The sequence below is a fragment of the Streptomyces sp. YPW6 genome, assembly GCF_018866325.1.
Lineage (GTDB): Bacteria > Actinomycetota > Actinomycetes > Streptomycetales > Streptomycetaceae > Streptomyces.
Map to the genome: position 1 here is coordinate 4988273 of NZ_CP076457.1, position 12152 is coordinate 5000424.

A 12152-nucleotide genomic window follows, 5' to 3' on the forward strand; every position below is an offset into this window, starting at 1 on the left:
TCCCGGGCTCGGGGTGCGAGAAGGAAGTGCAAGGAATCCAGTACCAAATCCTCCACGCACCGTTAACGCCGGTTCACCTCCGCGGATGCGTTCGCCCGGCGGTGTCGTGACACGTGAACGCGCGTAGATGTTCGCTTTCCGGACGCCGTCCCGCTGACCGGCTCTTATGCGCGCGCCGTTCCGGGGGCCGCGTCGGGGGACCGGATTCTGGACGAGGACTTCCGCTGAGCGGACTGGCTCGCTACTGTCCCCGCCATATGAACGCCCCGTGGCAACGCCGCCGCGGAGCGCAGCCGGTGCCTTGCCAGACCGGCGGCCTCTCCGTGCGTCGCCGCTGGGACCGGCGTCGCTACCGCCGGAGCAGGGCCGTCGTCGCTCACCCCGAAGAGGAGAGGGCGTCGTGACAGCGGAGACCTCCCAGACGCTCGACCGAGGACTGCGCGTCCTCAAACTGCTCGCCGACACCGACCACGGCCTGACCGTGACCGAGCTGTCCAACAAGCTCGGTGTCAACCGGACCGTCGTCTACCGGCTGCTCGCCACCCTGGAGCAGCACGCCCTGGTACGCCGCGATCTGGGCGGCCGCGCCCGGGTCGGCCTCGGTGTGCTGCGGCTCGGCAGACAGGTCCACCCCCTCGTCCGGGAAGCGGCGCTGCCCGCGCTGCGTTCCCTGGCCGAGGACATAGGGGCCACCGCCCACCTCACGCTCGTCGACGGCAGCGACGCCCTCGCGGTCGCCGTGGTCGAGCCCACCTGGACCGACTACCACGTCGCCTACCGGGCCGGCTTCCGCCATCCCCTGGACCGGGGCGCCGCGGGCCGGGCCATCCTGTCCGCCCGGCAGGCCCCGGAGTCCGGCCACCCCGGCTACACCCTCACCCACGGCGAACTCGAAGCCGGCGCCAGCGGGGCGGCAGCGCCCCTGGTCGGGGTCTCGGGTGTCGAGGGCAGCGTCGGTGTCGTCATGCTCGCCGACGCCGTACCGGAACGGGTCGGCCCCCGTGTGCTCGACGCCGCCCGGGAAGTGGCGGACGCGCTGCGGTAGGCGGTGCCCGCGCCTGCATTGCGTCCGGTGTGAGTTCCGCCCGAACGGGCATCCCGGGGCGTGCGTCCGTCCGGGGCGTGCCGGTGCTCGTGGGCCCGTGCCCGCACCCGCAGGTCTCGGGTCCGTCCGGCGCGCGTCCCGCCGGTTCGCGAAGGAGCGTGCGGGGCGGGAGCGTATGGGGCGGCGTACGGCTGGCGCGTTCCGGTTCCGGCGCGGCGGTTAGATTGGGTGCGTGTCCTCTCGTCTCTCGCGCCCCCGCGTCCTCGCCCTCTGCGCACTCCCCGTCCTCGCCCTGTTCGGTACGGCGGCCCTCGCGCCGCTGCCGTTCACCCTGGCGCGGCCCGGGGTGACCGCGGACGTGCTCGGCAAGGACGACGGGCGGCCGGTGATCACCATCACCGGCGCGGAGACCCGGCCGACCGACGGGCAGCTGCGGATGACGACGATCCTCGCCACCGGGCCGAAGGCGGACGTCCGCATCGGTGAGGTGTTCGACAGCTGGTTCCGGACCGACCGGGCGGTCATGCCGCGCGACGCGGTCTACCCCACCGGCGGCTCCGAGAAGGAGATCGAGAAGCACAACCTCGACGACATGAAGGAGTCGCAGAACGTCGCCGTCGACGCCGCCCTGAACTACCTGGACCGCGAACCCGGGGCGATGCGGGTGGACGTGGACCTCGGCGACATCGGCGGCCCGAGCGCGGGGCTCTTCCTCTCCCTCGGCATCATCGACAAGCTCGACGGCAACGGTTCCGGCGGCGATCTCACCGGCGGCCGCACCATCGCCGGTACGGGGACGATCACCGCGGTCGGCGCGGTCGGCGCGGTCGGCGGCGTGTCGATGAAGGTCCAGGGCGCCCACCGCGACGGGGCGAGCGTCTTCCTCGTCCCGAAGGCCGAGTGCCGTCAGGCGGAGGCCGAGGCTCCCGACGGACTGCGGATCGTGCCCGTCTCCACGCTGGAGGACGCGGTCGGCTCGCTCAAGGCCCTGGAGTCGGGCGGTAGGGTACCGAGCTGCTGACCTGCGGCGGCATGGCTTCGGGGGGAGGTCCCCGGCCCCGGCCCCGGCGCACAGTTTCGGGGCACGCCCCCGGCTCCGGTGGCATGGTTTCGGGTGACGCGCCCGGCCCCGGCGGCGGCGTGGTTGTGGGGCACGCCCCCGGCCCCGGCAGCATGGTCGCTGAGGGGCTTCCGGGCCGAGGAGGCACGGATCACTGAGCGCCGGCCTTCGCCTTGGGCGTGTCCGGTACGGGCTTCGCCCCTGCTCCCGGTCCGTCCGGTGCGCGCTTCGCCTCCGCCCCCGGCTCGTCCGGTGCGGGCTCCGTCCCCGGCTCCTCACGTACGGGCCGCGCCCCCGGCTCGTCCGGTACGGGCCTCACCCCCGGTCCGTCCGGTGCCGGCTTCGGCTCCGCCCCCGGCTCGTCCGGTACGGGCCTCACCCCCGGCCCCTCACGTACAGGCCGCACCCCCTGCCCCTCACGTGCGGTCCCCGCCCCCGGCGCGTCGTCCAGCGTCCGCCAGGACGGGAACACCAGCGGACTCAGCGTGGCCAGGAAGAAGACCCCGCCCATCGCCAGCAGCGCCCCCGTCGCCCCCGCGCCCTCCACCAGCAGCCCGGCCGCCAGCCCGCCCACCGGCATCGCGAACTCGCAGCCGGCCGTCAGCGCCCCCGACACCCGGCTGCGCAGCCGGTCCGGCACCCGCTCGTAGACCACCGTCGTCAGGATCGGGTTCAGCACGCCGCCCGCGACCCCGCCGAGCAGCATCGTGACCGCGAGCGGCAGCGTCGTCCCGGTCACCGCCGCGACCAGGAACCTCGGCGCGCCGCACAGGATCACGCACACCGTGAACACCGCCCGGCGCGAGAACCGGTGCCCCACCGCCCCGTACAGCAGGGCCCCGGTCAGACCGCCCGCGCCGAACAGCGCGGTGAGCAGCCCGATGGCGGGCGCTCCGCCCAACTCGGCCTCGGCGTGCACCGGGAGCAGGACCGCGTTCCAGCCCTGGTCGGTGCCGTTCATGAACATCACCATGACCACGACCGCCAGCAGCAGCCGGTTGCCGAGCACATGGGCGTACCCCTCGCGCAGTTCGGTGCCGTAGGCGCGCAGCGAGACCGGGGCTTGCGTTCTCCGCGGTTCCGCCGCGCGCACCCCCCTCACCCCGGCGCCGACCAGCAGGGCCGACAGCCCGAAGGTCGCCGCGTCCAGCAGCAGGACCGTCTCCGCCCCGACGAGCGCGATGAGCAGCCCGGCGAGGGCCGCGCCGACCATCCTGGCTCCGCGCGAGACCGCGTCGAAGAGGCTCGCGGCCCGGGGGAGCGTGGTTCCGGCGTGCTCGGCCAGGTCCGGGACGAGGACGTAGCGCGCGGTGTTGCCCGGGGTGTGGGCGAACCCGTTGAGCGCCATGAGCACGCACAGCATCCAGAAGTGGAGGACGCCGGTGAAGTGCAGCAGCGGGATCGCGGCGATGGCCGCCGCGCACACGGCGTCGGACACGACGGCCGTCCGGCGGCGGCCGAACCGGTCGACGACCGGTCCGCCGATCAGCGCGGCGACGACGATCGGCAGAGTGGCGCAGAACGCGACCAACCCGGCCCGGCCCGCGCTTCCGGTGGTCTCCAGGACGAACCAGGGGACGCCGATCAGGGTCAGTGAAGTGCCTGCGGTGGAAATGGAGTTGGCCGCGAGTACGGCGGCGAGCGGGGTGCGGTTCCCCATGTCTTCTTCCTCCCCCGAGCCGGTGGTTACGCCGGATGGAACGCGGCGGCGCGGTGCGCGGCCGCGGCCGTGTCCCGGCTCTGGGCGGTCAGCCGCAGGCCCACCTCGACCAGGGCCCAGCCGACCCGCGTGCGCAGGCCGGCGCGGGGGAGGCGGACGGCCCCTGCCCCGGCGTGGAGTTCGGCTGCTTGGACCGTGTGCAGGAGGTGGTGGACGTCGGCATGCATAACGGGATTCCCTTCCAGACGTGAGGAGTCGAGGCGTGCGGTGCGGTCATGCGGAGGGGCGCGGGAAGGCGTGCAGGTGGGTGCGGACGACGGCCGAGCCCTCGGTGTCCTCGGGGACGGCGTCCCGGTAGCTCTCCACCAGCTCGTGCATCTTCCGGGACAGCTCCTGGGCGAGCTCCGGGGTGAGGCGGATCTTGAAGTCGCTCAGATCCCAGCTGTGCTGCCACTCCTCCGGCCAGTCGCCCATCGTGCCCAGCCAGGTGTTCAGTTCCTGGGCGTGGGTGGTGGCCGTCTCGTGCAGGACGACGTCGATGGCCCCGCGTACCTCCGGGTCCTCGTGCGTCCGGAAGAGGGCGCTGTCGAAGGTCGAGCCGTCGTGGAGCGCCCGCCACCAGCGCTCCCGGCCCTTGCCGAGCTCGGGGGCGTCCTCGACGAGGCCGGATTCGGCCAGTTGGCGCAGGTGGTAGCTGGTCGCGCCGCTCGACTCCCCGAGCCGCTCGCCCAGCTTCGAGGCGGTCGCCGGTCCGAACTCGCGCAGCGCGTTCAGCAGGCGGATCCGCAGCGGGTGCGCGATGGCGCGCAGGGTGCGGGCGTCGACCGTGTGGAGCTTCCGGTCGCCGCCCGGCTCGTAGGGGCGAGGGGTCTTCTCGTTCTCCGGCATGCTGCAACCGTAGAGATGCAAAGGATGCTTTGCAAGGGTTTTTTGCAACGCTCTCTTTGCAACATGCTCCGGGCGACGGCCTCCCGGCGCCTCACCCCTCCTCGATGAACCCCTCCTCCACCAGCCACTCCTTCGCCACCTCGTGCGGATCCTCGCCGTCCACGTCGACCTTGGCGTTGAGCGTCTGCGCGACCTCCGTCGTCAGCTTCCGGGCGAGCGGGTCCAGCAGCTCCGCGATCACCGGGTACTTCTCGAAGGTGGCCTCGTGGACGACCGGGGAGGCGTTGTAGTTGGGGAAGAAGTGCTTGTCGTCCTCCAGGACGTCCAGGTTCATCGCCTTGATCCGGCCGTCGGTGGTGAACACCTCGCCCAGCAGGCAGGAGTCGGACGCGGACACCTGGGTGTAGATGATCCCGGCGTCCATCTTCTGGATGTTGCCCGCCGGAATCGTCATCCCGTACTTCTTCTCCATGCCCGGCAGGCCGTCGTCGCGCGAGGCGAACTCGTTCTCCACGCAGATCGTCACCGCGCCCGGGTCCTTCTTCGCGAGGGCGGCCACGTCCGAGAGGGTCCTGAGCCGGTACTTCGCGTTGTTCTTCTTGCTGATCGCCAGCGCGTAGGTGTTGTCGAGCGGAGCCGGCGGCAGCCAGATCACCCCGTTGCCCTTGTCCTCGTCCCGTACCGCCTCGTACTGCTTCTTCGGGTCGACGATCGGTTCGGCGTGGCCCAGGAAGGTGATCCAGCCCGTGCCGGTGTAGTCCCACTGGACGTCGGCGTCACCGTTGATGATGGCCTCGCGCGCACTGATCGAACCCGGCAGGTTCGTCCGGTCCAGGACCTCCGCCCCGGCCGCCTTGAACACCAGCCCGGTCATCTGGCCCAGGATGATGTTCTCGCTGAAGTTCTTCGACGTCACCGTCAGCGTCGCGCCCTTCAGGGGCTCGCCCTGACCGACCGACCCCGGCGACACGTCGTCCACCATCGGCGAACCGCTCTTGAGCCCGCAGCCGCCCAGCAGCAGCATCAGGGACGCGGCCGCCAGGGCCCGGTGCCGGAAGGCGTACGTACTCCTCACCGTTCCTCCAGCCCGCGCGGCGTCAGCGCCAGTTCGGCCAGCGACGCCAGCCAGTCCACCAGCAGCGCCAGCACCACCGTCAGTACCGAGCCGATGACCAGCACCGGCATCCGCTGTGTCTGGATCCCCGAAGTGATCAGGTCGCCCAGCCCGCCGCCCCCGCCGAACGTCGCCAGCGTCGCCGTGCCCACGTTCAGGACCAGGGCCGTACGGACGCCCGCCAGGATCAGCGGCACCGCGAGCGGCAGCTCCACCTTCAGCAGGACGCCCCGCCCGGACATCCCCATGCCGCGCGCCGCCTCGACCATGTTCGGCTCGATCGCCCGCAGGCCCGCCACCGTGTTGGAGAGCACCGGAAGGACCGCGTAGATCACGATGCCGATGATCGCGGTACGCGGGCCGATGCCCAGCCAGATCACCAGCAGGGCCAGCAGGCCGATCGCGGGTGTCGCCTGCCCGATGTTGGCCAGCGCCGTGAACGCCGGGGCCGCCTTCCGCAGCCGCCGCCTGGTCAGCGCGATGCCGAGCGGGATCGCGATGATCAGCACCCAGAACGTCGAGATCGCCGTCAGCCGCACGTGCTGCCACCAGCGCAGTTGGACGTTTCCGCCGGAGAGGGAGTTCTCCGCGATCGAGTCCAGATCGATGTTGGTGATCCAGACGTACGTGATGACCAGGATGACGACCAGCACCGCGGGCAGGATCACCAGCTTCCGCCAGGTGATCCGCCGCTCCGGCGTGGCGGGCGTGGGGGAGGGGTCGCTCTCCTCGTCGTGGAACGCGTGGCCCTTGACGTCGTGTTCGCCCGGCGGCCGCGTCGGGGCGGCCGGGCGCTTGCCCGATCCGGACTGATGGCTGGGGGTCATACTCCGCTGCCACCCCCTTCCAGCTCCTGCTCCGTCTGGTGGACGCGCTGCTCCTCCAGCTCGTGCTGGTGCTCCATCGCGGTCAGGCGGTCCGCCTCCAGCAACTCCTGCACGTTGTCCATCAGCGTCTTCATGTCGACGACCCCGATGAACTCGCCCCGCCGCCCGGTCACCGCGACCCGGCCCCCGCTGTCGGTGAGCACCGCCTCCAGCGCGTCGTGCAGCGTGGCGTCCCGGGTCACCGTGTCGTGCACCAGCTGCCCGGCCCGCGCCAGCGAACCGCGCGCCCGCATCAGGTCGCCGCGCCGCAGCCACTTGTACGGGCGGTTCCTCCGGTCCAGCATCAGCAGCTCGTTGTGCGGGCCGTGGCGCAGCTTGTTGAAGATCGTCTGGAGCGGGTCCTCGACCGTCACCGTCGGGAAGTCCGCGATGCCCACGTCCCGTACACGGGTGAGGTTGAGGCGCTTGAGCGCCGCGCCCGCCCCGACGAAACCCGACACGAAGTCGTCCGTCGGGTTGGTCAGGATCGCCTCGGGGGTGTCGAACTGCGCGATGTGCGACCGCTCCCGCAGCACCGCGATCCGGTCGCCCAGCTTGATCGCCTCGTCGAAGTCGTGGGTGACGAACACGATCGTCTTGTGCAGCTCGTGCTGGAGCCGGATCAGCTCGTCCTGGAGATGGTCGCGGGTGATCGGGTCGACCGCCCCGAACGGCTCGTCCATCAGCAGGACGGGAGGATCGGCGGCCAGCGCCCGCGCCACGCCCACCCGCTGCTGCTGCCCGCCGGAGAGCTGACGCGGATAGCGGCCGTGGAACTCGCGCGGGTCCAGGCCCACCAGGTCGAGCATCTCCTCCACCCGGTTCTTCACCCGGGACTTGGACCAGCCGACCATCCTCGGCACCAGGGCGATGTTGTCCGCGACCGTCATGTGCGGGAAGAGCCCGGAGGACTGGATCGCGTATCCGATCTTCCGGCGCAGCTTCACCGGGTCGATGTCCGTGACGTCCTCGTCGTCGATGCGGATCCGGCCCGAGGTCGGCTCGATCAGCCGGTTGATCATCTTCAGGGTGGTGGACTTCCCGCAGCCGGACGGGCCGACGAAGATCACCGTCTCGCCCGCCCTGATCTCCATCGAGACGTTCTCGACGGCCGGGTTCGGGTTCCCCGGATAGCTCTTGGTGAGGTTCTCCAGCTGGATGGTGGCCCCGGACGTGGCCGCGGACCTCTCCTCCGTCATCGCGCCGGCGTCGGTCTCGGTCTCAGGCACGGATCCCCCTCGGGATGGTCAGCCGTCCCAGCAGGACGTACGCGGCGTCGAAGAGCAGAGCGAGGATCACGATGCCGAGCGTCCCCGCGAGAACCTGGTTGATCGCGTTGGCGCTGCCCAGCGAGGCGATGCCCCGGAAGATCTCGTTGCCGAGACCGGGCCCGGAGGCGTACGCGGCGATGGCGGCGATGCCCATCAGCATCTGGGTGGAGACCCGGATACCGGTCAGGATCGGCGGCCAGGCGAGCGGCAGCTCCACCCGCAGCAGCCGCGCCGTGCGCGACATCCCGATGCCCGTCGCCGCGTCGACCAGCGACGGGTCGACGCCCCGCAGCCCCACGATCGCGTTCCGGACGATCGGCAGCAGCCCGTACAGCGTCAGGGTGATCACGGTCGGGGCGACCCCGAGCCCGACCAGCGGGATCAGCAGACCGATCGCGGCGAGGGACGGAATGGTCAGGATCGTCGCCGTGGACGTGATGGCCAGCGAGCCTCCCCAGCCGCTGCGATAGCTCACCACCCCGATCACCACACCGAGCACGGTGGCGATGACCATGCACTGGAAGACCGCGCTGACGTGCTGGAACGCGTCCGTGAGGAGCTGCTGGTGGCGGGTGATCAGATACTCCCAGAAGCTCACACGGCACTCCCTCGGCTCCATCGGTGTCGCCGGGCCCGCGGGCTCAGCCGGTGTCCTCGGCCGCCTGTTCCACCAGCGGGATGATCCGCAGCGGAACGGGGTTCTCCATGACGATCGCCGTGGAGGCCCGGACAATGCCATCAAATCCGACAACCCGGTCGATCACCCGCTGGAGATCGGCGTTGGAACGGGCGACGAGCCGACACAGCATGTCGCCGTGCCCCGTCGTGGTGTGCAGTTCCAGCACCTCCGGTACGCCACCCAAATGCGCCCGCACGACCGCGCCTTGGCCCTGTTTGATCTCCAGCGTGGCGAACGCGGTGACCGGATAGCCGAGCGCCGCCGGATCCACGTCGGGGCCGAAGCCCCGGATGACGCCATTCGACTGAAGGCGGTCCAGCCGCGCCTGCACGGTCCCGCGCGCCACCCCCAGTCGCCGGGACGCTTCGAGGACGCCGATGCGGGGCTCGCGTGCCAGCAGCACGATGAGCCGCCCGTCCAGATGATCGATCGCCATGGGCCTGCTCCGATGGTCAGCCTGTACAGATGGTCCGGTCATCCTGGCGATTGACTGCACACAATGACCAGTGATTACGCGAACTATTGCGCACCTTGCGATGCGGGGAGAGCCTTCCCGTATGACTGAGACTCTGCACACCAGCCCCGACACCGCAGCGCAGGCCGACCGCTTCCCGGTCAAGGGAATGGACGCGGTCGTCTTCGCCGTGGGCAACGCCAAGCAGGCCGCGCACTACTACTCGACCGCCTTCGGCATGAAGCTCGTGGCCTACTCCGGACCGGAGAACGGCAGCCGCGAGACCGCGAGTTACGTCCTGACCAACGGCTCCGCCCGCTTCGTCTTCACCTCCGTGATCAAGGCGTCCACCGAGTGGGGCACCTTCCTCGCCGACCACGTCGCCGCACACGGCGACGGTGTCGTCGACCTCGCCATCGAGGTGCCGGACGCCCGCGCCGCCTACGCCTACGCCGTCGAGCACGGCGCGCGCGGCATCACCGAGCCGCACGAGGTCAAGGACGAGCACGGCACGGTCGTTCTCGCCGCCATCGCCACGTACGGCAAGACCCGCCACACCCTGGTGGAGCGCTCCGGCTACGACGGCCCCTACCTCCCCGGCTTCGCCGCGGCCAAGCCGATCGTCGAGCCGCCCGCCAAGCGGACCTTCCAGGCCATCGACCACTGCGTCGGCAACGTCGAGCTCGGCCGGATGAACGAGTGGGTCGGCTTCTACAACGAGGTCATGGGCTTCACCAACATGAAGGAGTTCGTGGGCGACGACATCGCCACCGAGTACTCCGCCCTCATGTCGAAGGTCGTCGCCGACGGCACGCTCAAGGTCAAGTTCCCGATCAACGAGCCGGCGATCGCGAAGAAGAAGTCCCAGATCGACGAGTACCTGGAGTTCTACGGCGGGGCGGGCGTCCAGCACATCGCACTCGCCACCAACGACATCGTCTCCACGGTCCGTTCGATGCGCGCCGCCGGTGTGCAGTTCCTGGACACCCCCGACTCGTACTACGACACCCTCGGCGAGTGGGCCGGCGAGACCCGGGTGCCGGTCGAGACCCTGCGCGAGCTGAAGATCCTCGTCGACCGCGACGAGGACGGCTACCTGCTGCAGATCTTCACCAAGCCGGTCCAGGACCGGCCGACCGTCTTCTTCGAGATGATCGAGCGGCACGGCTCCATGGGCTTCGGAAAGGGCAACTTCAAGGCCCTGTTCGAGGCGATCGAGCGCGAGCAGGAGAAGCGCGGCAACCTCTGACCCGCGCCTTCGGACGCCGGAACGCCGTCCCTCCCGCCCCGCTGGAGGGAGTCGCTACGCGCCCGTCGCCGCGGGGGCCGCACCGCCCGCCCCGGCCTCCGCCTTCTCCGCCCTCTCCTCCGTCTTCTCGGGTTCCCGAGGCTGCTTCGCCTCCGCGGAATCCTTCGGCGCGGACGGCGAAGGCGCCGCCGCGGGGGCCGACCGGGACGGTGCCGGAGCCGGGGCCTCGGGCTTCCTCTCCTGCTCCTGCTCCGGCTTCGATTCCGGCCGCGGCTCGGGAGCCGGCGGCTGGATCGCGCCCGGTCCGCCCGGCGGCGGCTCGCCCAGGGCGTCCAGGGCCTCCCGCGCGAGCGGTGCGGCGAGCGGTGAGAAGGCCGGGTTGGTGCGTACGGCCTCCTCCAGATTCCGGCGCGCCGCCCCGTAGTCCGCCAGCCGCCGCTGGATCACGCCGAGGTGGTAGGCGTACGACGCGTTCCGCACGCCCGTGTCGGCCGCCCGCTGCGCGTACTCCAGGCCCTCCTCGGACTCCCCCGCCCGGTGCAGCGCCCAGCCCAGCGCGTCCGCCACCGCAGCGCTGCGGTGCTGCCCCCGCCACTGGGCCCGCAGCAGCTCCACCGCCGCCTCCGGGTCCCCGTGGTCGGCCTCGAACCGGGCCAGCACCAAGGACTCGTCGACCCCGTCCTTCTTCGCCGCGGCCACCATCTCCCGCAGCTTCGCGTACTGGGTGCGGGCGTCCCCGTCCAGCCCCAGTGACGCGTACAGCTCGCCCAGCTCCAGCGCGTACTGCGGGCGCGGCAGCTTCTCCAGCGCGTTCTGGTAGGCGCCCACGGCCTCATCGGTGCGGTCCAGCGCCGCCAGGGCCCGGGCCCGGCCCGCCAGGGATGCGTACTGATGGGCGTCCGTGCTCAGCGCCGCGTCGAACTGCGCCACCGCCTCCTCCGGCTCGCCCCGCTCCCACGCCAGCTCGCCGAGCCGGTGCAGCGCCTCGGCCTTCTCGGCGGGCCGGGTCGCCCGGTCGGCGGCCTCCCGGGCCGTGGCCAGCGCGTCCTCGCGCCAGCCCTGGCCCCGGTAGAGGTCGGCGGTACGGGCCAGCGCGGGCACCCCCTTGCGCAGCTCGCCGAACCTCTCCGTGGCCGCGGTCGCCGCCTTCCGGTCGCCGAGCCCCGTGTAGGCGTCGATGAGGGCCGGGTACACGCTCCAGGCCTTCGGCTGCTGCTTCTTCACCGTCTCGCCCCACCGCTTCGCCGCGAGGAAGTCGTGCCGGGCGTTGGCCAGTGCCGCCAGGCCCACCCACGCCTCCCCGTTCCCGCGCTCGCCGGGCCGGGCCTCCAGCGAACGCTTCAGGGCCTGCTCGGCGCGGGCGTAGTACGACGTGTCCGCCGTACGCCGCGCCCACTCCACGTACGCCGTACCGAGCGACGCCAGGGACGGGGCGTCCTGCGGATGGGACTCCACCCACTTCTGCCGGTCCCCGATCAGCGCGGTGAGGTCCGAGAGCGAGGCGGGGGACCCCGCGGTCGCCGCCGCCTCGGCCCGCTCGACCGGGCCCGGCTCCTTCGGCCGCTCGGCCCCGTCGTCCACCGCCACCAGCGCCCCGGCCAGCAGCACCCCGGCGGCCACCGCGCCGAACGCGGCCCGGCGCAGCGTCGTCCGCAGCGTGGGCGGCGGCGGGGGCAGCGCGGTGGCGCCTTCCGCGGGCAGCACGCAGGGGTCCTGCGGGGACGGCTCGGGCGGCTGGCGGGACTCCGGGTCCTGCTGCGGCATGACATCCATGGCCATCACTCTGCGTCAGTCATACGAGCACACCGCGCCTTGGGATCGCTCCCGCCCACGGGTTCACACCATTGGCCCCGGGTGACACGCTGG

12 protein-coding genes are annotated in these 12152 nt (G+C 71.7%); 3 read left to right on the top strand and 9 right to left on the bottom strand.

Annotation, left to right across the window (positions count from 1 at the left end; genetic code table 11):
- Positions 1-400: 400 nt before the first annotated feature.
- A complete protein-coding gene (locus tag KME66_RS22050) occupies positions 401-1045 on the top strand; it encodes an IclR family transcriptional regulator (protein WP_073215868.1) in 645 nt (214 codons plus the stop codon).
- A 232-nt stretch (positions 1046-1277) separates the two neighbouring features.
- Complete coding sequence (locus tag KME66_RS22055) at positions 1278-2066, top strand: S16 family serine protease (protein ID WP_216325124.1); 789 nt, start codon at positions 1278-1280, stop codon at positions 2064-2066.
- A gap of 190 nt (positions 2067-2256) precedes the next feature.
- Here KME66_RS22055 and KME66_RS22060 read toward each other — a convergent pair whose 3' ends face one another.
- The 8 genes from KME66_RS22060 to KME66_RS22095 form a co-directional block, all read right to left on the bottom strand.
- Positions 2257-3765 (bottom strand): MFS transporter, encoded by a 1509-nt coding sequence (locus KME66_RS22060; protein ID WP_253208440.1) that lies wholly within the window; start codon positions 3763-3765, stop codon positions 2257-2259.
- A gap of 26 nt (positions 3766-3791) precedes the next feature.
- Positions 3792-3992, bottom strand: a complete 201-nt coding sequence (locus tag KME66_RS22065; protein WP_073215879.1) for a hypothetical protein — start codon at positions 3990-3992, stop codon at positions 3792-3794.
- 46 nt (positions 3993-4038) lie between these two features.
- Positions 4039-4653 carry a transcriptional regulator gene (locus tag KME66_RS22070; RefSeq protein ID WP_073215881.1) on the bottom strand — a complete coding sequence of 205 codons (615 nt, stop codon included), beginning with the start codon at positions 4651-4653 and terminating at the stop codon, positions 4039-4041.
- Between the two features lie 91 nt (positions 4654-4744).
- Positions 4745-5677: a glycine betaine ABC transporter substrate-binding protein gene (locus KME66_RS22075; RefSeq protein ID WP_216329545.1), complete on the bottom strand. Its 933-nt coding sequence runs from the start codon at positions 5675-5677 to the stop codon at positions 4745-4747.
- A 47-nt stretch (positions 5678-5724) separates the two neighbouring features.
- Positions 5725-6594 carry an ABC transporter permease gene (locus KME66_RS22080; protein ID WP_073215884.1) on the bottom strand — a complete coding sequence of 290 codons (870 nt, stop codon included), beginning with the start codon at positions 6592-6594 and terminating at the stop codon, positions 5725-5727.
- The gene (locus tag KME66_RS22085) at positions 6591-7862 is read right to left on the bottom strand and encodes a betaine/proline/choline family ABC transporter ATP-binding protein (protein WP_216325127.1); all 1272 of its coding nucleotides are present in this window, start codon (positions 7860-7862) and stop codon (positions 6591-6593) included. The genes KME66_RS22080 and KME66_RS22085 overlap by 4 nt, the downstream gene beginning before the upstream one ends.
- A complete protein-coding gene (locus KME66_RS22090) occupies positions 7855-8502 on the bottom strand; it encodes an ABC transporter permease (RefSeq protein ID WP_073215892.1) in 648 nt (215 codons plus the stop codon). The genes KME66_RS22085 and KME66_RS22090 overlap by 8 nt, the downstream gene beginning before the upstream one ends.
- 43 nt (positions 8503-8545) lie before the next feature.
- Positions 8546-9019, bottom strand: a complete 474-nt coding sequence (locus KME66_RS22095; protein WP_032785294.1) for an Lrp/AsnC family transcriptional regulator — start codon at positions 9017-9019, stop codon at positions 8546-8548.
- Positions 9020-9140: 121 nt separating this feature from the next.
- Between KME66_RS22095 and hppD the strand changes: the two genes are divergently transcribed.
- Positions 9141-10286 carry a 4-hydroxyphenylpyruvate dioxygenase gene (gene hppD, locus KME66_RS22100; RefSeq protein WP_216325130.1) on the top strand — a complete coding sequence of 382 codons (1146 nt, stop codon included), beginning with the start codon at positions 9141-9143 and terminating at the stop codon, positions 10284-10286.
- 54 nt (positions 10287-10340) lie between these two features.
- Here the strand turns inward: hppD and KME66_RS22105 are convergent, their stop codons facing one another.
- Positions 10341-12059, bottom strand: coding sequence for a tetratricopeptide repeat protein (locus tag KME66_RS22105; RefSeq protein WP_216325133.1), 1719 nt, complete (start codon positions 12057-12059; stop codon positions 10341-10343).
- Positions 12060-12152: the final 93 nt, after the last annotated feature.

Excerpts from the sequence above, each read along its gene's own strand:
- KME66_RS22105 (WP_216325133.1), bottom strand. The coding sequence starts at position 12,059 with ATGGATGTCATGCCGCAGCAGGACCCGGAGTCCCGCCAGCCGCCCGAG.
- KME66_RS22075 (WP_216329545.1), bottom strand. The coding sequence starts at position 5,677 with ATGCTGCTGCTGGGCGGCTGCGGGCTCAAGAGCGGTTCGCCGATGGTG.
- KME66_RS22060 (WP_253208440.1), bottom strand. The coding sequence starts at position 3,765 with ATGGGGAACCGCACCCCGCTCGCCGCCGTACTCGCGGCCAACTCCATT.
- KME66_RS22070 (WP_073215881.1), bottom strand. The coding sequence starts at position 4,653 with ATGCCGGAGAACGAGAAGACCCCTCGCCCCTACGAGCCGGGCGGCGAC.
- KME66_RS22065 (WP_073215879.1), bottom strand. The coding sequence starts at position 3,992 with ATGCATGCCGACGTCCACCACCTCCTGCACACGGTCCAAGCAGCCGAA.
- KME66_RS22095 (WP_032785294.1), bottom strand. The coding sequence starts at position 9,019 with ATGGCGATCGATCATCTGGACGGGCGGCTCATCGTGCTGCTGGCACGC.
- KME66_RS22080 (WP_073215884.1), bottom strand. The coding sequence starts at position 6,594 with ATGACCCCCAGCCATCAGTCCGGATCGGGCAAGCGCCCGGCCGCCCCG.
- hppD (WP_216325130.1), top strand. The coding sequence starts at position 9,141 with ATGACTGAGACTCTGCACACCAGCCCCGACACCGCAGCGCAGGCCGAC.